The sequence below is a fragment of the Amycolatopsis echigonensis genome, assembly GCF_002846615.1.
Lineage (GTDB): Bacteria > Actinomycetota > Actinomycetes > Mycobacteriales > Pseudonocardiaceae > Amycolatopsis > Amycolatopsis echigonensis.
The window spans coordinates 1926298-1951218 of sequence record NZ_PJMY01000003.1 but is presented as its reverse complement, the minus strand read 5'-3'; the positions used below and the strand labels follow the sequence as shown (position 1 = coordinate 1951218).

General features: G+C 69.4%; 15 protein-coding genes. 13 read left to right on the top strand and 2 right to left on the bottom strand.

The genetic code is table 11. The features are described 5' to 3' along the window. Window positions 1-17 precede the first annotated feature (17 nt). Complete coding sequence (gene pcrA / locus ATK30_RS13705) at window positions 18-2429, top strand: DNA helicase PcrA (RefSeq protein ID WP_101435934.1); 2412 nt, start codon at window positions 18-20, stop codon at window positions 2427-2429. Between the two features lie 1431 nt (window positions 2430-3860). Here the strand turns inward: pcrA and ATK30_RS13695 are convergent. Beyond that, window positions 3861-4679: a M23 family metallopeptidase gene (locus ATK30_RS13695; protein ID WP_220817076.1), complete on the bottom strand. Its 819-nt coding sequence runs from the start codon at window positions 4677-4679 to the stop codon at window positions 3861-3863. Window positions 4680-6410: 1731 nt separating this feature from the next. On the opposite strand from ATK30_RS13695, the gene ATK30_RS13690 reads away from it, so the two are divergent. From ATK30_RS13690 to purH, 8 genes are all read left to right on the top strand, one after another. Continuing rightward, window positions 6411-8312, top strand: coding sequence for a hypothetical protein (locus ATK30_RS13690; RefSeq protein ID WP_244194607.1), 1902 nt, complete (start codon window positions 6411-6413; stop codon window positions 8310-8312). Further along, window positions 8309-8629 carry a hypothetical protein gene (locus tag ATK30_RS13685; RefSeq protein WP_101435933.1) on the top strand — a complete coding sequence of 107 codons (321 nt, stop codon included), beginning with the start codon at window positions 8309-8311 and terminating at the stop codon, window positions 8627-8629. Before ATK30_RS13690 ends, ATK30_RS13685 begins: the two co-directional genes overlap by 4 nt. A 118-nt stretch (window positions 8630-8747) precedes the next feature. Further along, window positions 8748-9917, top strand: a complete 1170-nt coding sequence (sucC, locus tag ATK30_RS13680; protein WP_101435932.1) for an ADP-forming succinate--CoA ligase subunit beta — start codon at window positions 8748-8750, stop codon at window positions 9915-9917. 1 nt (window position 9918) lies between these two features. Further along, window positions 9919-10809: a succinate--CoA ligase subunit alpha gene (gene sucD / locus ATK30_RS13675; RefSeq protein WP_037356476.1), complete on the top strand. Its 891-nt coding sequence runs from the start codon at window positions 9919-9921 to the stop codon at window positions 10807-10809. A gap of 218 nt (window positions 10810-11027) precedes the next feature. Next, window positions 11028-11774, top strand: coding sequence for a DUF5336 domain-containing protein (locus ATK30_RS13670; protein WP_101435931.1), 747 nt, complete (start codon window positions 11028-11030; stop codon window positions 11772-11774). 155 nt (window positions 11775-11929) lie between these two features. After that, on the top strand, window positions 11930-13516 hold the full coding sequence (locus tag ATK30_RS13665) for a cell division protein PerM (protein WP_244194606.1): 1587 nt from the start codon (window positions 11930-11932) through the stop codon (window positions 13514-13516). 74 nt (window positions 13517-13590) lie between these two features. After that, entirely contained in the window at window positions 13591-14208 is a 618-nt protein-coding gene (gene purN / locus ATK30_RS13660) for a phosphoribosylglycinamide formyltransferase (RefSeq protein ID WP_101435929.1), read from the top strand. Beyond that, window positions 14205-15767, top strand: coding sequence for a bifunctional phosphoribosylaminoimidazolecarboxamide formyltransferase/IMP cyclohydrolase (gene purH, locus ATK30_RS13655; RefSeq protein WP_101435928.1), 1563 nt, complete (start codon window positions 14205-14207; stop codon window positions 15765-15767). Before purN ends, purH begins: the two co-directional genes overlap by 4 nt. Before the next feature lie 44 nt (window positions 15768-15811). On the opposite strand, the gene ATK30_RS13650 is transcribed toward purH, so the two are convergent. Further along, the gene (locus tag ATK30_RS13650; protein WP_101435927.1) at window positions 15812-16324 is read right to left on the bottom strand and encodes a GNAT family N-acetyltransferase; all 513 of its coding nucleotides are present in this window, start codon (window positions 16322-16324) and stop codon (window positions 15812-15814) included. A 2135-nt stretch (window positions 16325-18459) separates the two neighbouring features. Here ATK30_RS13650 and ATK30_RS13645 point away from each other — a divergent pair. The 4 genes from ATK30_RS13645 to ATK30_RS13630 all read left to right on the top strand — a co-directional run bounded on the left by ATK30_RS13645 (window position 18460) and on the right by ATK30_RS13630 (window position 24893). Further along, the gene (locus tag ATK30_RS13645; protein WP_101440812.1) at window positions 18460-19053 is read left to right on the top strand and encodes a hypothetical protein; all 594 of its coding nucleotides are present in this window, start codon (window positions 18460-18462) and stop codon (window positions 19051-19053) included. Between the two features lie 50 nt (window positions 19054-19103). Beyond that, window positions 19104-20690 carry a DNA polymerase Y family protein gene (locus ATK30_RS13640; protein WP_167442170.1) on the top strand — a complete coding sequence of 529 codons (1587 nt, stop codon included), beginning with the start codon at window positions 19104-19106 and terminating at the stop codon, window positions 20688-20690. A gap of 192 nt (window positions 20691-20882) precedes the next feature. Continuing rightward, on the top strand, window positions 20883-24215 hold the full coding sequence (locus ATK30_RS13635; protein WP_101435926.1) for an error-prone DNA polymerase: 3333 nt from the start codon (window positions 20883-20885) through the stop codon (window positions 24213-24215). Window positions 24216-24305: 90 nt separating this feature from the next. Further along, the gene (locus ATK30_RS13630) at window positions 24306-24893 is read left to right on the top strand and encodes a pentapeptide repeat-containing protein (RefSeq protein WP_101435925.1); all 588 of its coding nucleotides are present in this window, start codon (window positions 24306-24308) and stop codon (window positions 24891-24893) included. The last annotated feature ends 28 nt before the right edge of the window (window positions 24894-24921 follow it).

Genomic DNA, 24921 nt, shown 5'->3' with positions numbered 1-24921 from the left:
GGTAGCGTTGACAGACGATGGACACCCTCTTCGATCTCCCCGCAGACCCGCCCGCCCGCGCTGCCCGGCCGGGAACCGCAGACCTGCTCGAGGACCTCAACCCCGCCCAGCGCGAGGCGGTGACGCACGCCGGAGGTCCGCTGCTGGTCGTCGCGGGAGCCGGATCGGGCAAGACGCGCGTGCTCACGCGCCGGATCGCCTACCTGCTCGCCGAGCGCGGCGTGCACCCGGGCGAGATCATGGCGATCACGTTCACCAACAAGGCCGCCGCCGAGATGCGCGAACGCGTCGCGGCGCTCGTCGGCAAGCGCGCGAACGCGATGTGGGTGTCCACGTTCCACTCGATGTGCGTGCGGATCCTCCGCCGCGAGGCGAAAACGCTCGACATGTCGTCGAGTTTCTCCATCTACGACTCGGACGACACGAAGCGGCTCATCACGCTCGTGGCGCGCGATCTCGACGTCGACCCGAAGAAGTACGCCGCGCGCACGCTCGCGGTGCACATCTCGAACCTGAAGAACGAACTGGTCGATCCGGAAGAGGCAGCCTCGAAGGCGGCCAACGACCTGGAGCGCCGGGTCGCCGAGGTCTACGCCGAGTACCAGCGCAGGCTTTCGAGCGCGAACGCGTTCGACTTCGACGACCTGATCATGCAGACAGTGTCGTTGCTGCAAGCGTTCCCGGACGTCGCGGAGTACTACCGGCGGCGCTTCCGGCACGTCCTGGTCGACGAGTACCAGGACACCAACCACGCGCAGTACACGCTGGTGCGCGCGCTCGCCGGAACCGAAGCCACCGACACCGGGATCGAACCCGCGGAACTGTGCGTGGTCGGCGACGCGGACCAGTCCATCTACGCCTTCCGCGGCGCGACCATCCGCAACATCGAGGAATTCGAGCGCGACTTCCCGAACGCGCACACGATTCTGCTGGAGCAGAACTACCGCTCCACGCAAACGATCCTGTCCGCGGCCAACGCGGTGATCGCCCGCAACCCCAACCGGCGCGCCAAACGGCTGTGGACCGATTCGGGCGACGGCGAGAAGATCGTCGGCTACGTGTCGGACAACGACCACGACGAGGCCGCGTTCGTCGCCGGGGAGATCGACTCGCTGGCGGAGAGGGGCGAGGCGGACTACTCGGACGTCGCGGTGTTCTACCGCACCAACAACCAGTCGCGGGTGTTCGAGGAAATCTTCATCCGGCTCGGCCTGCCGTACAAAGTCGTCGGCGGCGTGCGGTTCTACGAGCGGCGCGAAGTGCGGGACATGATCGCGTACCTGCGCGTGCTCGCGAACCCGGACGACACGGTCAGCCTGCGGCGCATCCTCAACGTCCCCAAGCGCGGCATCGGCGACCGAGCCGAGGCGGTCGTGGCGACGCATGCGGAACGGGAGCGGATCTCGTTCTGGGCCGCGCTGCGCGACGCGGTCGAGGACAAGGTGCCGCTGCTGAACCCGCGCTCGGCCAAGGCGATCACCGGTTTCGTCACGCTGCTGGACGAACTGCAGGAGATGGCGTCGTCCGGCACCGAGGTGCACGACCTGCTGGAAGCGGTCCTGGAGCGCACCGGCTACCGCGCGGAACTCGAGGAATCGGACGACCCGCAGGACGCGTCACGGGTCGAAAACCTCACCGAACTGGTGACGGTGGCCCGCGAATTCGCCGAGTTCACCGCCGAGGTCACCAACGACGAAAACGCGGAACTGGTCCTGGACGACGGCGTCCCCGCACCCGGCTCCCTGCCCGCTTTCCTGGAACGAGTCTCGCTGGTCGCGGACGCCGACTCGATCCCTTCGCCAGACGGCGGCGAGGAAGGCGACGGTGGCGCGGGCGTGGTCACCTTGATGACTGTGCACACCGCCAAGGGCCTGGAGTATCCGGTCGTCTTCTGCACCGGCTGGGAAGACGGCGTCTTCCCGCACATGCGGGCCCTGGGCGACCCGGCTGAACTGGCCGAGGAACGCCGCCTGGCCTACGTGGCGATTACCCGTGCGCGGCAACGGCTTTACGTGTCGCGGGCGCTCACCCGGTCGGCATGGGGTCAGCCGCAGATGAACCCGGCTTCCCGCTTCCTGGACGAGCTGCCCCCGGACCTCGTCGACTGGCGCCGCCTCGAACCGTCCTCGCCCGGCTTCGGAAACTTCGGCTCTTCTTCCGGCTCCTCGTCAGGCCCCCGAGCCGCGACCACGTGGGGCCGCCGGTCCTCGTCGTCGACGTCCTCGAGTTCGCCGTTCGGGAAGGCTTGGAAGGACACGGTGGCGCTGAAGCTGGACGTCGGAGACCGAGTCAGCCACGACAAGTACGGCCTGGGCACAGTCATTTCCTGCGACGGCGTCGGTCCGCGCGCGACTGCGACGATCGACTTCGGAGCTTCGGGGAAGGTCCGGTTGATGCTGATCGGCAGCGTGCCGATGGTGAAACTCTGACGGCTGCTGGTTTTTCGGTTACCGGCGCGGCTACTGCGGCTGTGGTCGTGGCTGTTGTCATGACTGTTTCGGCCGCGGTGATTGCGGCCGGAGCGGCTTGGGGGCTTTGATCCTCCGTGCCGTGCCGTGCCGTGCCGTGCCGTGCCGTGCCGTGCCGTGCCGTGCCGTGCCGTGCCGTGCCGTGCCGTGCCGTGCCGTGCCGTGCCGTGCCGTGCCGTGCCGTGCCGTGCCGTGCCGTGCCGTGCCGTGCCGTGCCGTGCCGAAAGGGGGCTGTAGGCCCGCGCGGTCGTGCCCGACTCGGAAGCCAGGGTGGCGAGCAAGCCGTGCCGTTTTCTGCCGGAACACGCAAGGGTTTTGGGCAAGCAATGCCGTGTTGACGAGAGCCGTTGCCCAGGGGTCAGGTTCCTCTTGATCCGGTTGTCAGCGCGGGCTACCCCGACTGGCTTGCCTCGGCGAAGACCGGCCACGCCGATACCGCACCACTGTTTCAGGATCCGCTCGGCCTTCGCACGGCGCTGCTCGGCTTCAGCTGCCTCTCCAGCCGTCCTAGCACCGTCACCGCCCTGCCTTTGCCGCTCTCGCTGGGGTCGCGATGCTTATCCCGCCCCGTTCTGGACATCTTTCGCCGAACCGAGTGAACTCCCCGGCGAACCCGATGATCTTGTCGGTCCCCTCCGGCATACTGAGCTTCATCGAACACAAGTTCGATGAAATGCGGTACGCTATGAAGGGACGCAGGGGGATGGACGCGGTGCTGTTTGGGGTATTTGCCGCTGGGGTACAGGAGTACTTGAGGAGAGTCGCGGGGACGGTTGCTGTGGGGACGGCGACCCGGCCAGCTCGGGACGTGCCAGGGGATGTGGCACGGCTGGCCGCGGCATGGTGCGCGCTGCTGAGGCAGCACGCATTGGGCGCAGACGGCAGATGCGTCGTGTGCGGAGGAGCATCGCGCGCCGACGAGGGCGTCGCGCGATGGATGCCGTGGCGAAGACGCGCGGACCTGTGCACGGTGTGGCAGGTAGCAGTCGCCTACTTCGTCCGTCGCCTACCAGGCAATGATCCGTGACGCCGTCGACCGCGTCCCTGCACCTGACTGGCGATGTTTTCCCTGCTGGTGCGCGCCGCTTGTTCGGAGCGACTTTCAACCGGGGCGCTGCGGGAAGGCGGGGATCACGGCCGTCTCTGCGTCTCGGGTGGGCTGGCAGAAGAGGCGTCGTCTTGCTTCGCCGAGCAGCGCCTAAGTTCTGCCGCTGATCGAGTCGGCCCAGCGCACAACGCGATGCGGGACAGTCGCCAGGGTTCTTGCGTGCGAAGGCGTTTCCGCCGCGAGCCGTCTAGAGCGATCCGTGCGGATCAAGCTCACGCGGCCTCATGCGGCGGTAACTACCACTGTGCCGGGCCCCGCCCGACGGGCAAGAAACGCGGGTCGGCTCAGACGTTCACGCCGCGGGCGGCGAGCCACGGGCGCGGGTCGATCTTCTTGGTGCCGTCCTGCCACACCTCGAAGTGCAGGTGCGGTCCGGTGCTCTCGCCTCGGTTGCCGATCTCGGCGATCTGCTCGCCGCACTTGACCTTCTGGCCCTCGCGGACGGAGAAGCTGTTCATGTGGCCGTAGACCTGGATGGTGCCGTCGTCGAGCTGGATGCGTACCCAGAGGCCGAAACCGCTGGCGGGGCCGGCCTGGATGACGGTGCCGTCGGAGGCGGCGTAGATCGGGGTGCCGATGGAGTTGGCGATGTCGATGCCGAGGTGGCTCGTACCCCAGCGGGCGCCGAAGCCGGAGGTGAACGTGCCGTGAGCGGGGAGGCAGGTCTTCGGGCGGGAGGCCTCTTCGGCGGCTTGGCGCGCGGCCGCGCTTTCCGCCTGGACGCGTGCCTGGGTGACCTTGGCGGCGTCGGCCATCTTCGCGGCTTCGGCGGAGGGGTCGACGGCGTGGCCGGTCGGCAGCAGTTCGGGAGCTCCCCCGGAGCCCGCGCTGCCGAGGGTGAACGAGGCGCTCGCGTTCTGTGCGTTGGCGAGCGGGGTGGCGGAGGCGTCGGAGTCGCCGCCGCTGCTGCCCTTGAAGGTCTGCCCGGCGGCGGCTGCGGCGAACGCGCCAGCCGCGACGGCCGCGACTACGACTCGCCCGCGAAGGGCGGAGGAGGGCGGGGAGATGCGGTGCTGTCCCCGGACGCGGATGACCGCACCATCCAGTGCGTCTTTCAGCGCCGGGGAAGGGGCTTGGCCGCCGGGGGAGCGGTGTGAAGCCAAGACAGGGCCTTCCATCGTCGGGGAGTCGGGCGGAAGCGGACTCGGGCGGGGGATCCCGTGAACGAACCTCGGGGGTGATTCGCTCAGCGTCGTGCTTCGTGACCTGACTGTAATGGGGACCGGAGGACAGTAACGAAACGGTGCCTCAATGAGCAAGACGCGACCGGCCTTTCGGCCGAACGAGTGGCGCGCATCGAGCTTCTAGCTGTGGAAACTACCCAAAGTTAATCGGAAACTACTTCCCTGATTGTGTGTTGAGTCACATACCTTCGGATGGACCAAGGCCACCGAAGGCCCTCCCGGCGGCCTCGCAGACGAAATAACCGGCCGTCCGGGTGCGTTGAAGCAGTTTCACGCCGAATTATGTGACGCCGCTCACTCGAACCAAGTCTGCTCGGCACTTTTCGAAGGCTTCGCGCCAGCCATCCGGTGACGAACCATCCCGCTCCCATCTGCCTGGACCGCAGACCTAGCCCGTCCGCGGCACTCGGCCGCGTTGAGATGGCTTCGCCTGGTCAAACCCGGTTTCCCGCCAACGCCCAGCCTCTCCGGCTCGGTGCGGCAACCGTCTCTGCGGCCTGCCAGCATCCTCCGACGACCTTGGCGCTGCGGTTCACCGCTTTCGCCCGCAAGGCTCTGCCCCTCGGCCCGCGTCTCCAACCCCCTGGAACCCGTCGGCGGGCAACCTCCGCGACGCAAGTGGTTACCGGCGTCCACGCGGGCTCGGTCAACCCTCTCCCGCTCGGTCGGATCCCCGTTTCCGCTGTTCACGGCGGTGCGGCCGAATGCCTGCCCTCCCCGGCAGGTCTCGGCCGTCCCTGTCCCCGATCCTCGGCGGACCGTCCCCACGGTCTGCCGAAGCCTGTCGCGGCTCCCCTCCGCAAGATGGCCGTTCACCTGCCCTCCCCGGCAGGTCTCGGCCCTCTCCACCTCAGTCCCGGCAAGCCGTCCCCACGACCTGCCGACACCCGCCGCGGCTCCCCTCCGCGACCTGGTCGGGCACCTGCCGCGAACAGGCATCCGACCTCGTCCATCGCCCCCGCGATGTGTCCCCGTGCTTCGTCCCGCGCCGGAGTGACGCCCCGAACGCCACTCTCTTACGCGACTTCCCCGAACTTTTTCCTCGACGCTCCCTCCGGCACTCCGCTCCCTCTGCCGTCGAGACCTCCGGCCCGCGCCCCTCTTACGCGGATCGGCGGATTTTTTCTTCGCACCCGTCAGACGCGCGGGGACGGCCCGAGGTTCATCCGGCGGGGAATTCACCTGGAAGTGCGTTCCGGCCTGGTCGAGGCGGCCCTGCTGTCCCCGCGCCGAGACCGGTCCTTGCTAGCGTCGCGAGCGATGACTCCGCCGACCCCAGAGCCTTCCGACGGCGATTCCGCCCCGGACATCCCGGGCCGTTCCGCCGGACCCCGGCGTCCCAGCCTCGCCGAGCGCAAGGCGGCCGCCCGAGCCCGAGCACGCCGCGACGCCAGTCGGGCGAAATCGGACCCAGCCGACTCGCCCCGTGGCCGCGGGACCGCTTCCGCCGGACGGTCGGCTGACTCGTCCAGCGGCGACGAGCCGAGGCCGGCAAGTCCGGCCGACCGCGGCGGAGCGACTTCTGCCGAAAGCTCGTCCCGCCGCGAAGCGTCGACGCCAGCGGAAGGGGCAGCTGAATCGCGCCGAACTGGGCCGACTTCCGAGGGGAACTCGGCAGACCGTGGCGAGTCAGCGCAAGGACCCGACGAGGTGCGCCGTGCCAGAGCGACTTCCAAGCGAGGCTCAGCCGACCCGCGCGACGAGAACGCAGCAGGAAGCCGAGAAGAAGCGTCGTCCGCCAGGCAACAGCGGGACGAGGCAGGCCTGACCAGCCGTCAAAACCCCGCTTCCATCCCGGCTGAGCCGAGGTCCACGCCCCGCACCATCCCCAGCCGTCGAGAGTCGAGCCAGCAAGGCGAGCCGCAGAACCTCCTGGAGCTCACCGACCAGACCCCCTCGCCAAGGCTTCGAGCCGCCACCGCTCTCCTCGGCGTCGGCTCACTCGCCCTGGCCGCCGGCGCCATCGCACCGGTCTCGCCGGACGCCGGGCCTGGCTACCTCTCCTGGCCGCTCCTCGTCATCCTCGCCGTCGTCCCGGCCGGGATCGCGGTCGCGGCGGCTCGCAGCGGGCGGCACGGGCTCGCCGCTGGTCTCGTCACCGGTCTCGCCGCTCTCGCGCCGGGGCGGCTGATCCTCGATCTCCAATTCCTCGTCAACGGCTCCAGGACCATCCGCCCCGAGCTGTACCTCCCGGACCGGCTTCTCGACCGCAGCGGTGTCGGCATCGGGTTCTGGCTGTTGATCGCCGGGCACCTGCTGACGCTCGTCGCCGGGATCGCGGCCGCGCGCGTCGTGCGCGAACGCAACGAGATCGACGGAGGCGACGACAAACGCCGCTGGCGGTTGATCATTCCGCTGCTCACCGTCGTCGCCGCGGTCGGATTGCTGATGACCCCCGTGCTCTCGGACGACCCGTTTCTCCTTGCGCGGTCAGCGTTTGAGGGTCCCGGACTAGCGCTCGCCGGGTACCTGCTCCTCGCGGGTGCGTTGCCGATCGCGGCGGTGCTCGGGGTTTTCGCCGGATCCGACGGCGTCGCTCGCGGGACGCTCGGCGGGCTCGTCGCGGCGGTGCTCGCGGTCGCGGTGCCGACATTCGTCGCCGGGCTGGCCGTGCCCGGGCTGGAGGTGTCGACGGGCGCGTATCTCGCCGTCGTGCCGATGGTGCTGGTCCTCGTCCTCACTCCACTTGCGACACCGCAGCAGACGCAAACTGAGCGCACCGATCTGGCTGGCGAGGCCCGCGTGCCAGGGCTGACCATCTGGCGCGCGCTCACCGCCTTGCTCGCACTGCTGACTGGAATCGCGGCGACGATCGGCGCGTACGCTCCGCAGCTTGGCACCGGCACGGACAGTCCGGCCCGGTGGCAACTGCTGGTCGCGGCGATTCTTGTCGTGCTGCCAACACCTTTCCTTCTCGCCCGGCGCACGGCGTCAGCCGCGCGCGGAATTCTCGCGGTGTTGTGGGCTGGCGTCGTCCTCGCGGGAACAGCCGTGCTCAGCACGGCCATCACCGCCTCCGAAGCGACGGGGCTCGGCGGGCTCGGCGGCGCGATCAACTACCGCCTCGGTGCGGGAGCCGTTTTCACCGCGATCGCGCTGGGGCTCGCCGGGCTCACCGCGTTGGCCGCGGTGATCACCGGCGTGGTGGAACGCGACGACACCGGTACCGAAGGTCCGCGGCCCCGAGTCCTGCTTCCCGCCGGAATCGCCGCGGTGCTGGCGATCGCGACGTTCGGCACGCCGGTATTCACCGCGCCCGATTACGCGACGCCCGGTCTTTGGTCCGATTTCGACACCCCGTCGTGGGGGTTGCTCGCCGCGCTGCTCGTCGTTCTCGGGACGCTCGGGTTGAGCGTCCGTTCGCGGCCCGGCGCCGCGGCGGCGGGGCTGGCCGGAACGGCCGTGCTCCTCGCGTTGCACGTCGCCGAGGTCCCGTTGGTCAGCTCGGCATTCGGCGGCGCACAGCCGGGCGCGGGGTTCTGGCTCGGGCTCGCCGCGGTCGTGGCGGCAGTGGTCGCCGCCGTCACCGCGGCCGCCGGTGCGAAGAAGTGAGCCCGCGCCGCGTCGTTCTCGTGGAGCTGGCCGAAGAAACCGCGGCGATTCCGTTGGCGCGAATGCTGCGCGACGCCGGTCTCGAAGTCGTCCATGTAGGACACCTCGACACGGCTGAGAAGATCGTGCGCACCGCCGAACAGGAGGATCCAGACATTCTGGGCCTCCTCGGCGGACCGCTCCCCGAGGGGCTTGCCGGAGCGCTTCCCGGCACCACCGTCGTCGAACTCGGCGAGGAAAGCCCCGAAAAGGCCGCCGAAATGCTTGTCGGTGTGCGGTCTCACACCCTCGGCACACCCTCTGACCGCGCACGGTGACCGACTTCACCAGGTGCGGCGTCCCCTGCGTCTGCGCTGGTCGCTAACCTCGACTGGTCCGACAGCGCGGTCCGGAAAACGGACCACCACAGTGGCGTGTCGTCAGGAGACTGGAGTAGTGGACCTCTACGAGTACCAGGCGAGGGATCTCTTCGCCGCCCACGGAGTACCGGTTCTGCCGGGCTCCGTGGCAAGCACCCCGGAAGAAGCCAAGGCCGCCGCGGAGCAGATCGGCACCCAGGTCGTCGTCAAGGCGCAGGTGAAGGTCGGCGGCCGGGGCAAGGCGGGCGGCGTCAAGCTGGCCCAGACGCCCGACGAGGCGAAGGAGAAGGCGGAAGCCATCCTCGGCCTCGACATCAAGGGCCACATCACGCACCGCGTGCTGGTGGCGGAAGCCTCGGACATCGCGTCCGAGTACTACTTCTCCTTCCTGCTCGACCGCGCCAACCGCACCTTCCTCGCGATGGCGTCGTCCGAGGGCGGCATGGAGATCGAGCAGCTCGCCGTCGAGCGCCCGGACGCGCTCGCGAAGATCCCCGTCGACGCGATCAAGGGCGTCGACAAGGCCACCGCGCTCGAGATCCTGAAGGCCGGCAACTTCCCGGCCGAGATCATCGACGAGGCCGCCGACGTCGTGGTGAAGCTGTGGGAGACCTTCGTCTCCGAGGACGCCACCCTGGTCGAGGTCAACCCGCTGGTTCGCGACCCGCAGGACAAGATCATCGCCCTCGACGGCAAGGTCACCCTCGACGAGAACGCCTCCTTCCGCCACCCGGCGCACGAGGACCTCGTCGACAAGCAGGCCGAGAACCCGCTCGAGGCGAAGGCCAAGGCCAAGAACCTCAACTACGTCAAGCTCGACGGCGAGGTCGGCATCATCGGCAACGGCGCGGGCCTCGTGATGTCCACTTTGGACGTCGTGGCGTACGCGGGCGAGAAGCACGGCGGCGTGAAGCCGGCCAACTTCCTCGACATCGGCGGCGGCGCGTCGGCCGAGGTCATGGCGGCCGGGCTGGACGTCATCCTCAACGACACCGACGTGAAGAGCGTGTTCGTGAACGTCTTCGGCGGCATCACCGCCTGCGACGCGGTCGCGAACGGCATCGTCGAGGCGCTGAAGATCCTGGACGACGAGGCCACCAAGCCGCTGGTCGTCCGCCTGGACGGCAACAACGTCGTCGAGGGTCGCCAGATCCTGGCCGACGCGAACCACCCGCTGGTCACCGTGGTGGACACAATGGACAACGCGGCCGACAAGGCTGCCGAGCTCGCCGCGGCAGGTGCGTGAGATGTCGATCTTCCTCAACGAGAACAGCAAGGTCATCGTCCAGGGGCTCACCGGCTCCGAGGGCATGAAGCACGCGACCAAGATGCTGAAGTCCGGCACCAACATCGTGGGCGGCGTCAACGCCCGCAAGGCCGGCCAGACGGTCACCATCGAGGGCAAGGACCTCACCGTGTTCGGCACGGTCGAGGAGGCCATCAAGGAGACCGGCGCCGACGTGTCGGTCATCTTCGTGCCGCCGAAGTTCGCCAAGGACGCGGTCATCGAGGCGATCGACGCCGAGATCCCGCTGGCCGTCGTCATCACCGAGGGCATCCCGGTGCACGACTCCGCCTACTTCTGGGCGCACGCGGTCGCGACCGGCAACAAGACCCGGATCATCGGGCCGAACTGCCCCGGCGTGATCAGCCCCGGCAAGTCGAACGCGGGCATCATCCCGGCCGACATCACCGGCCCGGGCTCGATCGGCCTCGTGTCGAAGTCGGGCACGCTGACCTACCAGATGATGTACGAGCTGCGCGACATCGGCTTCTCCACCGCGGTCGGCATCGGCGGCGACCCGATCATCGGCACCACCCACATCGACGCCCTCGAGGCGTTCGAGAAGGACGCCGACACCAAGGTCATCGTGATGATCGGCGAGATCGGCGGCGACGCCGAGGAGCGCGCCGCGGCCTACATCAAGGAGAACGTGACCAAGCCGGTCGTCGGCTACGTCGCGGGCTTCACCGCCCCTGAGGGCAAGACGATGGGACACGCGGGCGCGATCGTCTCCGGTTCGTCCGGCACCGCCGCGGCGAAGAAGGAGGCCCTCGAGGCCGCCGGCGTCAAGGTCGGCAAGACCCCGAGCGAGACCGCTGTTCTCGCGCGTGAGCTGTACAACAGCCTCGGCTGACCAGCAGCGACTCCACTGGCGGAGGCCGGGCACCGATACGGTGCCCGGCCTTCGTCGTTTCCGGCCGCAACCGATCCGGCGGTCAGTGCGTCCAACGTCGCGGACGCCCATGGCGGATGCGCTAGCGTGCAGTCACTCGTGAGCGGGGGGACGCCGCCGGTGCGCCCCGGGCGTCGCAGGATCCCGAACCGCCGGTCGATGAGACAGGAGAGTTTCCGATGACCTTCCCCAGTGGCGGGCCCGGCTACCCCCAGCAGGGCCAGCCGTCCCAGGGACCGCCCCCGTCGGGCGGGTTCCCGCAGCAGCCCCAGCCGCAGCAGGGCCCGCCTGCCGCGGGCGCCGGAGCGCCGCCGAACCTTCCGCTGCTGCTCTCCCTCGGCGTGGCCGGGCTGGGGCTGGTGGAGTACTTCCTCGGTTTCGCTACCGAAGCGGGCACGGCTGGGCAGCCCATTCTGTTCCTGCTCGTGGGCGGTCTGCTGTCGGCGTTGAACTTGCTGCCGAAGGGGCCGAAGACGCTGCCGTTCGCCGCGCTGTTCAGCGTGCTCGGCGGGCTGGGCGCGCTCGACGCCGTCATCTCCGGGCGAACGTCCGCCATCGTGATCGTGGTGCTGATCCTCGGTCTCCTGCAGATGGCCGCGTCGGTCGCCGTGCTGCTCTTCGAGTACGAGGTGCTCAAGCCGCCGGCCCCGAAGCCGTCCGCCCCGGCCTACCAGCAGCCTTACGGGCAGCAGGGCCAGTACCAGCCGACGCAGTACCAGCCGGGGCTCGGCCAGCAGAGCCAGCAGCCGCCGCAGCAGGCTCCGGGGCAGCAGCAGCCGCCGTCCTCCCAGCAGCAGCCGCCCGCGACGCCGCCGCCGGGCGGGCAGGCCACGACGTACGCGCCGCAGCAGGGCCAGTTCTTCCAGCCGCCGTCGGAGCAGAACAAACCGGGCACGCCGCCCGGAGGTTTCGGACAGCAAGGCTGAAAACCCTTCGCATTACCCACCCGCTGTGACTCTCCGTGTCACAGCGGGTGTTTTTATTGACCTGGTGCCACGACCGGGTGGGCGTTGGATTCACCACGTCAACCGGGCGGCGTGCCTCACCCGGACGGCCGAGCGCGGATGTCATGGTCGGGGACATGCAGGTGCTCACCAGTCCCGGCCGCCCCGCGGGCGACGAGCCGGTGGGCGACTCCCATGACCAGGATGTCCCGCAGGCACCCCGGTTGCGGGTGTTGCTCGTCGCGGCGCTCGGCCCGCTCGTCACCGGTTACGCGGTGGTCGCCACCCTGCTCGCGCTCGTCACGCTGACCGCCGAGCACGCGATCTTCTCCGCGGGCGGCGTGCTGCTGTCGGCGGGGCCTGGCTGGCTGGCCGCCTACCAGGTCGAACTCGGGATCGGCGGCCATCCGCTCGGCATGCTCCCGCTGCTGCCGACAGTCGGCGTGGTGCTGCTCGTCGCGCGGGCGGCGGCCAGGGCCGTGCAACGGCTTCGCTGCGCCAGGCTGCGGCACACGGTCCCGTTGATCGCCACGATTTCCGGCGCGCATCTGCTGTTCGGCCTGCTGATTTCGTTGCTGTCGATCGGCGAACCGGTCCGGGCGAATCTCGCGCTCGCCGCGGTGGTGCCCGCGGTGATCTCCGGACTCGCCGCCACCGCCGGGGTGCTGCGCCGGTTCGGAATGCCGCAGGTACTGGCCGACCGGCTCGACCCGCTGGCTCTTCGCGGTTTGCGCGCCGGCCTGCTCGGGCTGTTCGCGTTGCTGGCCGCTGGCGCTCTGACGCTGACCGCCGCCATGGCGCTGTCCGCGCGCACGGTGTCCAGCCTGTTCGAGCCGTCGTTCGGCAGCAGCTTCGGCCTGTTCCTGCTTTCCGTCCTATACCTGCCGAACGCCGTGGTCGCCGCGATGTCGTTCGTGAGCGGACCCGGATTCAGCATCGGCGGCCTCGGCGTGCACCTCATCGGCTACCGAGGCGGTTCCGTCCCCGGAGTTCCGCTGCTCGGTGGCATCCCCGAGCACGCCGCGTCGTGGTGGCCGGCGCTGCTGGTGCTGCCGCTGGCGGTCGGGGTGCTGGTCGGCTGGTCGGTCCGCGCGGTGGACGACGATCCGGCGGCTCGGCTGCGGGTGGTGGTCGTGGCGGGCGCGGTGGTCGGGTTCGGCTGCGTGCTGCTCGGCACGCTCGCCGGCGGACGGCTGGGTGACGGTCCGTTCGACCCGGTCAGCGTGCCGGTCGGGGTGGCGTCGATCGTCGCGTTCTGCTGGATCGTGATTCCGGCCGGGTTCGTGGCCTTCTTCGCGGGGGCGCACGCTCCGATGCGGCCGGTCGGCTCGCTTGAGGTGGAGGACGAGGCCGAGCCCGAAGCCGAGTCCGAAGGTGCTGAGGCGGAGGAGTCCGAGTCCGATGAGGAGGTCGCGGACACGGACGAGGCCGAGGAATCCGAAGACGCCGAAGCCGCTGAAGATTCCGAAGACGCTGAAGAACCCGACGACGAATCCGAGGCCCCCGAGGAGGACTCGGACCTGGTTGAGGACGACGAGGACTTCGACGCCGAGGCCGACGCGGAACTGGGCCTCGACCTGCCCGAGCACGAGCCGGAAACCGAAGCCGCCGCGACCGGGGACAAGCCTGAAGACAAGCCCGAAACCCCCGCCGAAGAGCCGGAGGCTGTGACCGAGTCCACCGAGGACTCCGGCGACGCGAAGCCCGCCGAGGACGACCGTTAGGGTTGGGGCGACCTGGTGAAGCGCCGTGCGCCCGAGGCGCACCGCCGTGCAAGGAGCCCGTTCTGGCCAGCCGCTTGGAACTGCCCACTCCGGTGAAGATCGTCGTGCTCGCGTCCGGGTCCGGCACGTTGCTCCAGGCTGTGCTCGACGCCGCCGGGCAGCCCGGGTTCCCGGCCACCGTCGTCGCGGTCGGAGCCGATCGCACCGGCATCGAGGCGCTTGCCCGAGCGGAACGGGCGGACGTGCCGTCGTTCACCGTGCGGGTCGCGGATCATCCGGACCGGGCCGCGTGGGACCGCGCGCTCGCCGAGGCGGTCGCGGCCTACCAGCCCGACCTCGTGGTGTCCGCGGGCTTCATGAAGATCCTCGGGCCGGAGTTCCTGTCGCGGTTCGCGGGCCGCGTGATCAATACCCACCCCGCGCTGCTGCCGTCGTTCCCCGGGATGCACGCGGTCGCCGACGCGCTGGCCGCCGGCGTGCGCGTCACCGGATCGACGGTGCATTTCGTCGACGCCGGGGTGGACACTGGGCCGGTCATCGCCCAGGAGGCGGTGCCGGTGGAGACCGACGACACCGAAGACGTCCTGCACGAGCGGATCAAAGCCGTGGAACGCAGGCTGCTGGTTGAAACGATCGAGCGACTCGGCCGTGGTGGGTGCACCGTGGACGGACGAAAGGTGAGGTTTTCGTGAGCACAGCACAGGGACGGCGCCCGGTCCGGCGCGCGCTGATCGGCGTCTCGGACAAGGCCGGCCTGCTCGAGCTCGCGACCGGCCTGCACGCGGCCGGCGTGGAGATCGTGTCGACCGGCGGCACGGCGAAGGTCATTGCGAACGCCGGGGTTCCGGTCACGCCGGTCGAGCAGGTCACCGGGTTCCCCGAGTCGTTCGACGGCCGGGTCAAGACGCTGCACCCGCGCGTGCACGCCGGTCTGCTCGCCGACCAGAGCAATGACGACCACGTCGCGCAGCTCAAGCAGCTCGACATCGCGGCGTTCGACCTGCTCGTGGTGAATCTGTACCCGTTCCAGGCGACTGTCGCATCCGGCGCGAGCCCCGAGGACTGCGTCGAGAACATCGACATCGGCGGTCCCGCGATGGTGCGCGCGGCGGCGAAGAACCACGGCAGTGTCGCTGTCGTCGTGGACCCGGCGCGGTACGCGTGGGTGCTTGAGCAGGTCTCCGCGGGCGGCTTCGAACTCTCGGACCGCAAGCGGCTCGCTGCGCAGGCGTACGCGCACACGGCTGCGTACGACACGGCTGTCGCGTCCTGGTTCGCCAACGCGTACGCGCCTGCGGACGACAGCGGCTTCCCGGACTTCCTCGGCGCGACGTGGGACCGTGCGGACGTACTGCGCTACGGCGAGAACCCGCACCAGAAGGCAGCGCTGTACCGAAGCGCGCAGCCGGGGCTCGCGCACGCGGAGCAGCTTCACGGCAAGGCGATGTCGTACAACAACTACGTCGACACGGACGCCGCACGTCGCGCCGCCTTTGACTTCTCCGAGCCGGCTGTCGCGATCATCAAGCACGCCAACCCGTGCGGGATCGCTGTCGGTACGGACATCGCCGAAGCGCACCGCAAGGCGCACGCCTGCGACCCGGTGTCCGCGTACGGCGGCGTGATCGCCACGAACCGGCCGGTGAGCGTCGTGGCGGCGGAGCAGATCGCCGAGGTGTTCACCGAGGTCGTGCTCGCCCCCGACTTCGAGCCGGAAGCGCTGGAGATCTTGCAGCGCAAGAAGAACGTGCGGCTGCTGAAGCTGCCCGCGCTCGAGAACGCGGCCCCGGTGGAGGTCCGGCCGATCTCCGGCGGCGTGCTCGTGCAGACCGCCGACGCGATCGACGCCCCCGGCGACGACCCGGCGAACTGGACGCTGGCCACCGGCTCGCCCGCGGACGAGCAGACCCTGGCGGACCTGGAATTCGCGTGGCGGGCCCTGCGCGCGGTGAAGTCCAACGCGATCCTGCTGGCGCACGAGCAGGCGACCGTCGGCGTCGGCATGGGACAGGTCAACCGCGTCGACTCGTCGCGGCTGGCGGTCTCGCGGGCGGGCGACCGGGCGAAGGGCTCGGTCGGCGCGTCGGACGCGTTCTTCCCGTTCCCGGACGGGCTCGAGGTGCTGATCGAGGCCGGCGTGCGAGCTGTCGTGCAGCCCGGCGGGTCCATCCGCGACGCCGAGGTGATCGCCGCCGCCGAGGCCGCCGGGATCACGTTGTACCTGACCGGGACGCGCCACTTCGCGCACTGATTGTTGTTGCTGGCCGGCCGGGACTTTCGGTCCCGGCCGGTTTTTCATCCCTCGCGCAGGATCGCGTAGACGACCTCGTCGCGGTAGCCGCCGTCGCGCCAGGTGACCTGGCACAGCAGGCCTTCGCGGTGGAAGCCGACCTTCTCCAGCGTGTGCTGCCCGGCGAGGTCCTCGCTGTCGACGAAGGCTTCGAGCCGGTGCGCGCGGGTGTGCCGGAAGAGCTGGTCGACGAGCAGCTGGTACGCCTTCGCGTCGGTGCCGTGGCCGTGATAGTCGGGCAGCAGCGCGACGCCGACCCGGAAGCACCCGCCGGCGGGCCCGCCCCGGTCGGCCGCTTCCCAGGTGGCCATCCCGGCGACGACCGAGTCGACAGTCACCGCGACCGCGCTTGACGCGGGGCTGAGGAACCCGTCCTCAGCGAACCGGCGTCGTGCCTGCGGTCCGGTGAACCTCGTCCACTGGAAAGTCCCGGCGCCGTCCGGGTCCGTGGAGAACCGGTCGAGTACGGGCAGGTCAGCTTCGGCGAAACCCCGCAGGGCGATGTGTCCTGTCTTCATCAGGGTTCCCAGTGTAAAGAGCGGTTTTCCTGGTGTCCGGTGATCTTCCGGGTTCTTTCTCCGTTCGCGCTTGACAGCCGGGGAGGGGCGGGCGAGACTGGATGGTGTCGAACGGGTGTTCGATTCTGTTCGGCGCAGCGGTGTGTTTTTGGGTGTGATTGTTGGGTGACCGTGCGGTTTCCGCACGGATGAGGATGCGGAACCGCCTTCCCCGCGGTGTCGGCGTCCGTCCCGGGCTTTGGTGTGACGACCTGGCCCGGGACGGGCCGTCGGTCGATTCGGAGGAAGGGAGGAAACCGGTGACGACCGGAGCGGCTTCGGGGGCTGCTTCTTCGGGGATTGCTTCGGAGATCGCGGGAAAGGCTTCAGAGGCCGCGGGGGCGGTTTGTGAAGCCGGGGTGACCTTCGCGGACGGTTCGGGTGCGGCTGGTTCCGGAGCGGGTGGCGCTTCGGCTCTGGCTGGTTTTGCTGGAGCGGGAGGTGCTTCGGCCCTGGCCGGGGTGGCTTCGGGGACTGTGGCGGCGACCGGGTCTTCAGTCATGGCCGGGACGGCTTTGGGGGCTTCCCGGGCTAGGGAAGCTCGGGCTGCGTTCGGGGCGGCTTTGGGTGCGAGTGGCGCTTCGGCTTGGGCTGGGGAGGCTTCGGGTGCGAGTGGCGCTTTAGCCTTGGCCGAGGCAGTGTCTGGCGTGGGCGGTGCTTCGGCCTTGGCTGGAGTGGCGTCTGGCGCGGGCGGCGCTTTAGCCTTGGCTGAGGCGGCCGTGGGAGTTTCTGCGACGGGTGACGCTGTAGCTGCGGCCGGGGCGGCTTCTGGAGTGGGTCGCGCTGCGGCGGTGCCGGGAATAGGCGGCGTTTGGTCTCTGGCCGAGGCCGCTTCTGAGGCGAGTGGCTCTTCGGCCGTGCCCGGAAAACTGAGCGCTCCGGTTCTGCCCGCTGACCCTGCTGCGGCCGATCCCCTTGGCGCTGCGGGGATTGCGGCCCCGCTGAAGAAACCTGGCCGGTCGTCTCGGGAGGTCTTTTCCGCCGCGGAACCCCAGGCTTCCGCGCCCACGAGCGTGCCGGAGGCGCGGCCGGCACGCTCGTGGGAAGTACTGGTGCCGTGGTCGGCGATCGAAGCATTGGCGAAGGAACGGACGCCGGTCGCCGCGATGTCCTCGGGTTCGCCGAGGTTGACGTTCTCGGTGGGGGAGACCGGATCCCGTACCCGGCTGAGTTCTCTGGACACAGCGTTCGGACCATGGACGCCATCCAGTTCCAGCGGGGCTGCAGAAACCGCTTCGTCGACCGGGCTTCGTTTGCAGGCCCGGTCAGGCCCATCGGCAGAACCCGGTCGTAAGCCCCGTTCGTTTCCCGCCGGGACTGCGTTATCTGTTGGCCTGCACGGTGATTCACCGGCTCCGCTCCAGCCGGCGAGTCAGCCGGATTCACCAGCACGCCCGCAGCCTTTTGGCTCACCTGCTGACCATGATTCGCCGTCTCGTTTATGTTCGTTTGCTCCAGCCGACTTGAGCCTGGAAACTTCGCCCGAGTCGCAGACCCGGTCAGGCTCATCGGCAGAACCCGGGAGTGAGCCTCGTTCGTTTCCCTCCGGGACCGTGTCATCTGCTGGCCCGCGCGGTGATTCACCGACTTCACTCAAACCGGCGAGCCAGCTTCGCTCGTTCACTCCAGCCGACTCGAGCCCGGAAACTCCGCCCGCGCCCTCGACCCCGAGTGCGCCGCTGGCTGGCCTACACCCGCTAGTTGACTCGCCTGAGCCGACGACTTCGGACGAGCCGCCCACCCGGCTTCGTCCGCCGATCCTGGCTGATTCGTCAAGGGATCCGGAAACTCCCTCCAATCCACCGTCTCCTCTGCGTCCGAAAACTCCTTCAGGCGCTGAACCGGATCCGGCAACTCAGCCCGAAACTCCGCTCACCCCTCCGACCCCACTGCACCCGACACCCTCACCCGACCCGGCAACCCCCGAACCCTCGAAACTCCGTCCTCCGACTCGGCTCCATCCCGCTGACCCATCCTCACCGGCGGATCCGGCACATCCGTTGGCCAAACTGACCGCCCTCCCCGGCGTCAGCACCGCCAGCACCGTCGCCGCGGAGCGGGCTTCCCGGGCCGACTGGGGGCAGGCCGCCGGGCGGATGCTTCCCGTCGCCCCGGCCCTGGCCGATCTCCTGCCCGGGGCTGGGTTGCGGCGCGGGAGCATCGTCGCGGTTCACCACTCCACCTCGCTGCTGTTCGCGTTGCTCGCGGAGGCGACCGTCGCCGGGGCGTGGGCGGCGGTGGTCGGGGCCCCGTCGCTGGGGATTGTCGCGGCGGCTGAGCATGGGGTCGCCGTTTCGCGGCTCGCATTGGTTCCTCAGCCGGGGGCCGAATACCAGGCAGTGATGGCCGCTTTGCTCGACGGCGTCGACCTCGTCGTCACCGAGCCTCGGTCAGTCCGGCCGGACGTCGCGCGCCGGCTCGCGGCGCGGGCTCGGCATCGCGGGGCGGTGCTGCTTTCGTTGGGGCACTGGCCTTCCGCGGACGTCGAACTGCACTGCACTCCAGGCGCTTGGACCGGGGTGCTCGAGCACGGCGCCGGACACCTCCGTTCCCGTCCGGTCGAAGTGCACGCCCGCGGACGCGGTGCAGCGGCCCGGCCCCGGTCGGCGCAGGTCCTTCTGCCCGGTCCGGACGGGCGGATTTCCCGCGGCGAGAAGCGCGTCGCAGCACGGGAAGAAGCAGTCGGGTGAACCGAAATGTCCACAAAGGACAGCAAGACCCGCGTCGCCATCCAGCGCGGATGCTGGTGCTGTGGTGTCCGGACTGGCCCGCGGTCGCTGCCGTCGCCGCGGCGGGGAGTGTGCTTACCCGGCCGGCGGCGGTGTTCCACGCGAACCGGGTCGTGGCGTGCACCGCGGTCGCGCGGGCGCGGAACATCCGGCGCGGCATGCGGCGGCGGGAAGCGGAATCCCAGTGCCCCGACCTGGCGGTGTTCGGCGTTGACGAGGCGCGGGACGCGCGGTTGTTCGAGAACGTCGCGTCGGCGGTGGAGGAACTGGTCGTCGGGCTGGAAGTGGTGCGGCCAGGGCTGCTCGCGGTTCCCGTCGCGGGGGCGGCCGGGTATTTCGGCGGCGAACCGCGGCTGGCGGAGAAACTGGTGGACCAGGTGGCCGCGGCAGCCGGGGTCGAATGCCAGGTCGGCGTGGCGGAAGGGCTGTTCGCGGCGACCCTCGCCGCGCGGCAAGGCGCGCTGGTCGAGCCGGGGCGGAGTGCCGAATTTCTCGCCCCGTTGCCGGTGACCGAGCTGGACCAGCCGGATGCTGAGCGAGCGGATCTGGTCGACCTGCTCGTCCGGCTCGGATTGCGCACGCTCGGCGCCTTCGCCGAACTCGGCGAGCGGGACGTAGCCGCTCGGTTCGGGCGCACCGGCGTGCTCGCGCACCGGCTGGCCCGGGGCCTGTCCGACCGGCCGCCGTTGCGCCGCAGCCCGCCGCCGGAACTGTCGCTCGCCGAATCGTTCGATCCGGTGCTCGCCCGAGTGGATGTCGCCGCGTTCGTGGCCAAAAAACTCGGCGCGCGATTCCACGCCGCGCTCGCTGATCGCGGGCTCGCGTGCACTCGATTGGGTATATACGCGACCACCGAGAACGGCGAACAGCTCGGTCGCGTCTGGCGTTGTGCGGAACCACTGACGCCGCAAGGGGTTGCGGACCGGGTCCGGTGGCAGTTCGAGGGCTGGCTCAAGGCCGCGCCCGGCGAACGGCCCACGGCCGGGGTCGCGCGGTTGCGGCTCGAACCGGAAGAGACTGTCGAAGGGAGGTCATTGCAGCTGGGGCTGTGGCGGGGAAGCGATCCCGGCACTGGCCCAGGCGAGGACGAGGAATTGGCTGCCGAACGGGCTGGCCGGGCGTTCGTGCGGGTGCAAGGCTTGCTCGGCCCGGAGGGCGTGGTCACGCCGTTGCTCGACGGCGGGCGTGATCCGGCGAGCCGGGTCCGGCTCATTCCGTGGGGCGATCCGCGGGAACCTGTCGGACCACCGGACGCCACGTGGCCTGCCCGGTTGCCCTCCCCGTCCCCGGCGACGGTGCTGGAACAACCGTTGCCCGTCCAGGTCATCGACGACCAGGGGCGGCCGGTCGGCCTCACCGCGCGCAAACGGTTGACCGCGCCGCCGCACGGACTGTGCGTCGCGGGCGGGCCGCCGCGGCTGATCACCGGATGGGCCGGTCCATGGCTGGTCACGTCGGGCCGTCGTTCGACCGGACCACAGCAAGCCCGGCTGCAACTAGTGCTTGCGGCAGGGGAAAACGAGGCACCGGAGGCAGTGCTCGTCCTCTGCTCCGGAACGGAAAATCCGGTGTGGACAGTGGAGGGAAGTTATGACTGACGGACAAAGACTGCGAACCGGTCGGCAAACCGGAAAACCCGGTGAAGACAACGGAAGGAAACCGCACCTGATGGACTACGACCTGCCGGCGCCCCGAGTCCCGGTCGAACCGCCGTGCCCGTTCGACCCGGTGCCGGTCGCACTGCTGATCCCGGAACCCCGCCGAGCACCCGAGAACCGGATGGACTGACGATGGGCTGGAACAACCCGCCGGTCCCGTGGAAGGACCTCGCGCGGGCGCTGTCGGGCGGGACACCGCCCGGCGACCACGGCGACAGTCCCGCGTGGGGACGCAAACGCGAGGCGTACCGCCGCCCCGCCGACATCCCGCCGCCGCGCAGCGACCTGGAAGCCGGGCCGCGAGTGGCGTACGCCGAACTGCACTGCCACTCCAACTTCAGTTTCCTCGACGGCGCCAGCCACCCCGAGGAACTGGTGGAGGAAGCCGCGCGGCTGCGGCTCGACGCGATCGCGCTCACCGACCACGACGGCATGTACGGCGTGGTCCGTTTCGCCGAAGCGGCCAAAGAACTAGGCGTCGCCACGGTATTCGGCACCGAGCTGAGCTTCGGGCTGTCCGGGCCGCAAAACGGCGTCGCCGACCCCGAAGGCGAACACCTCCTGCTGCTGGCCCGCGGCAGCGACGGCTACCGCAGCCTGTGCCGCGCGATCACTACCGGGCAGTTGCGGGGCCACGCCGACGAAAAAGAGGAACGGGCCGAGAAAGGCCGTCCGATCTACGATCTGTCCGCCGTAGCGGAGGAAGTCGCGGGGCAATGCGCGGTGCTTACTGGCTGTCGCAAGGGATCCGTGCGGTCCGCGCTGGTGCGCGAAGGTACGGACGCCGCGTTCGCCGAACTGCGGAGGCTGGTCGATCTCTTCGGCCACACCCAGGTCTATGTCGAATTGATCGACCACGGCCAGCCGCTCGACAGCACGCACAACGACCTGCTCGCCGAGATGGCCCGCGAACTCAAGCTGCCCACCGTCGCGACCACCGCCGCGCACTACGCTCGTCCGGAACGCGGCAGGCTGGCTGACGCCCTCGCCGCCATCCGCGCCCGGCGCAGCATCGACGACCTCGAAGGCTGGCTGCCCGGCGACGCCGCCGCGTTCCTGCGCTCTGGCAACGAAATGGCGGAAGTCTTCCAGCGATACCCGGGCGCGGTGCAGCGGTCAGCATTGCTGGGCATGGAATGCGCCTTCCGGCTTGAGCTTCTCAAGCCGGAGCTGCCGCCGTTCGACGTGCGGCCCGGTGAGACTGAGACCACGCACCTGCGAAAACTCGTCCAGGAGGGCTTCAAGGAGCGTTACGCGGGCAAAGACCACGAAGACGAGGCCTGGCGGCAGATCCAGCACGAGATGGAGGTGATCGAGAAGCTCGGCTTCCCCGGGTACTTCCTGATCGTCTGGGACATCGTCCGGTTCTGCCGGAAAAACGACATTCTTTGCCAGGGAAGGGGTTCCGCGGCCAACTCGGCGGTGTGCTACGCGCTCGGGATCACCAAGGTCGACCCCATCGAGTACCACCTGCTCTTCGAACGGTTTCTCGCACCCGACCGCGACGGCTACCCGGACATCGACATCGACATCGAGTCCGACCGGCGCGAGGAAGCGATCCAGTACGTCTACGGCAAACACGGCAGGCTCAACGCCGCCCAGGTCGCGAACGTGATCACCTACCGCGCCCGCTCCGCGATCCGCGACGCCGCCCGAGCGCTCGGCTACTCGCCCGGCCAGCAGGACGCGTGGAGCAAGCAAATCGACCGCTGGGGCGCTTTGCGCAGCACGGAAAAAGACCACGACCACGACATCCCGAACGACGTCGTGCAGCTCGCCTTCGCCCTCGAAGACTTCCCGCGGCACCTCGGCATCCACTCCGGCGGCATGGTGATGTGCCGGGAACCGGTGAGCCAGGTGTGCCCGGTCGAATGGGCGCGCATGGAAAACCGCAGCGTGCTTCAGTGGGAGAAGGAGGATTGCGCCGCGGCGGGGCTGGTGAAGTTCGACCTGCTCGGGCTCGGCATGCTCTCCGCGCTGCACTATATGCTCGACCTGGTCGAGGAATACAAGGGCGAGAAGATCGACCTCGCCGAGCTGGACCTCAACGACCAGAACATCTACGAAATGCTCTGCCGCGCCGACGCGATCGGCGTGTTCCAGGTGGAAAGCCGCGCCCAGCTGGCGACGTTGCCGCGGTTGCGGCCGAAGGAATTCTACGACCTGGCCGTGGAAGTCGCGCTGATCCGCCCCGGCCCGATCCAAGGCGGTTCGGTGCACCCGTACATCCGCCGCAAACAGGAGCGCGAGAAGTGGGAGTACGACCATCCGCTGCTGGAGAAAGCTCTGTCGAAGACGCTGGGAGTGCCGCTGTTCCAGGAGCAGATGATGCAGATCGCCCTGGACGTCGCGAACTTCACCCCGGCCGAGGCCGACCAGCTCCGGCACGCGATGGGGTCGAAGCGGTCGCAGCGGAAAATGGAACGGCTGCACAAGCGGTTCCTCGACGGAGCTGTCGCCAACGGGCTGGACGCGGAGCTGGCGGAGAAAATCTTCCAGAAGCTCAAGGCGTTCGCCAACTTCGGCTTCCCGGAAAGCCACGCGCTGAGCTTCGCGCATCTGGTGTTCGCGAGCGCGTACTTCAAGTACTACCACCCGGACGCGTTCTGCGCGGGCCTGCTGCGGGCGCAGCCGATGGGGTTCTACTCGCCGCAGTCGCTGGTGGCGGACGCGCGTCGGCACGGCGTCACCACGCTCGGCCCGGACATCAACCTGAGTCTTCCGCATGCGACGCTGGAAGCGTTGCCGGACAACGGAAAACTCCACGCGGTACGCGGTGGGCTCAGCACTGTCCGGATGATCGGCGAAACGCTGGCCAAGACGATCGTGGCGGAACGGCAGGCGAACGGCCGGTACGAGAGCATGTCCGACCTCGGCCGGCGTGTCCGGCTCACCACGCCTCAGCTGGAAGCGCTGGCCACCGCGGGCGCGTTCAGCGCGTTCGGACCGGACCGGCGGCAGGCATTGTGGTCCGCGGGCGCGGTCGCGCAGGACCGGCCGGAGAAACTGCCCGGCACCGGCGTCGGCGTGGAAGCGCCGATGCTGCCCGGGATGGACGGGCTCGAGGTCGCGGCCGCCGACGTGTGGGCCACCGGGATCTCGCCGGACAGCTATCCGACGGAGTTCATCCGCGACCGGCTCGACGCGCTCGGCGTCATCACCGCCGACAAGCTGCTGGACCGGTCCGACGGGGAGCGAGTGCTCGTCGGGGGAGCGGTCACGCACCGCCAGCGGCCCGCGACCGCCGGCGGAGTCACGTTCCTGAACCTCGAGGACGAGACCGGCATGGTGAACGTAATCTGCACACTCGGGCTGTGGCAGCGGTTCCACCGGATCGCGCGAGGGAGCGCGGCGCTGCTGGTGCACGGAGTGCTCGAAAAAGCGGACGGCGTCGCGAGCGTGCGCGCGCAGAAACTGGAGCAGCTGAGGCTGCGGATCCCCACGAGATCGCGAGACTTCCGATGACCAGCGGACAGTTCGTGGACACACGCCTTATGGCGGCCCGCAGCCACCCCGTCGACAACGCGGCACCGGGGCTGATGTCATCCTGTCGGGGTGACGGAGACCGGCGAGGACTACACCGAAGCGCGACTTTCCGGCCAGTGGTGGGAAAAACGCCAGTTCGCGGGTTGCGATTTCACCGAGGCCGACCTGCGCGACCTGCGCACCCGCGGCTGCACCTTCGACAACTGCGACTTCACCAAGGTCGACCTCGCCGGTTCGCGGCACGACGCGTCGGCGTTCCGCTCGTGCACGTTCGACCGCTCGGTGCTCGCCGACAGCCGATGGTCGTCGTGCTCGCTGCTTGGTTCGTCCTTTGTGGACTGTCGCTACACCGGGATCGCGCTGACCGAATGCGATCTGTCGCTGGCGTCATTCGCGCGCGGCCGGTTGCGGAAACTGGACCTGTCGGGTCTGCGGATGCGGGAAGTGAACCTCAACGAGGCGGATCTGACGGATTCCGATCTGCGGGGCACGGATCTGTCCGGGTCCCGAATGCTCGGCACGAAGTTTTCCGGAGCCGATCTGCGCGGCGCGGCGGTCGACGCGAACGGGCTCGTGCAGGCGGACTTGCGCGGCGCTTACGTGGACGTCGAACTGGCGGTGGCGTTCGCCGCGGCCAACGGCTTGGTCGTCAAGTAGCGCGCTTCCAGCTCTTCCAGGCACGAAA

Excerpts from the sequence above, each read along its gene's own strand:
- pcrA (WP_101435934.1), top strand. The coding sequence starts at position 18 with ATGGACACCCTCTTCGATCTCCCCGCAGACCCGCCCGCCCGCGCTGCC.
- sucD (WP_037356476.1), top strand. The coding sequence starts at position 9,919 with ATGTCGATCTTCCTCAACGAGAACAGCAAGGTCATCGTCCAGGGGCTC.
- ATK30_RS13670 (WP_101435931.1), top strand. The coding sequence starts at position 11,028 with ATGACCTTCCCCAGTGGCGGGCCCGGCTACCCCCAGCAGGGCCAGCCG.
- ATK30_RS13665 (WP_244194606.1), top strand. The coding sequence starts at position 11,930 with ATGCAGGTGCTCACCAGTCCCGGCCGCCCCGCGGGCGACGAGCCGGTG.
- ATK30_RS13650 (WP_101435927.1), bottom strand. The coding sequence starts at position 16,324 with ATGAAGACAGGACACATCGCCCTGCGGGGTTTCGCCGAAGCTGACCTG.
- ATK30_RS13645 (WP_101440812.1), top strand. The coding sequence starts at position 18,460 with ATGCTTCCCGTCGCCCCGGCCCTGGCCGATCTCCTGCCCGGGGCTGGG.
- ATK30_RS13640 (WP_167442170.1), top strand. The coding sequence starts at position 19,104 with ATGCTGGTGCTGTGGTGTCCGGACTGGCCCGCGGTCGCTGCCGTCGCC.
- ATK30_RS13635 (WP_101435926.1), top strand. The coding sequence starts at position 20,883 with ATGGGCTGGAACAACCCGCCGGTCCCGTGGAAGGACCTCGCGCGGGCG.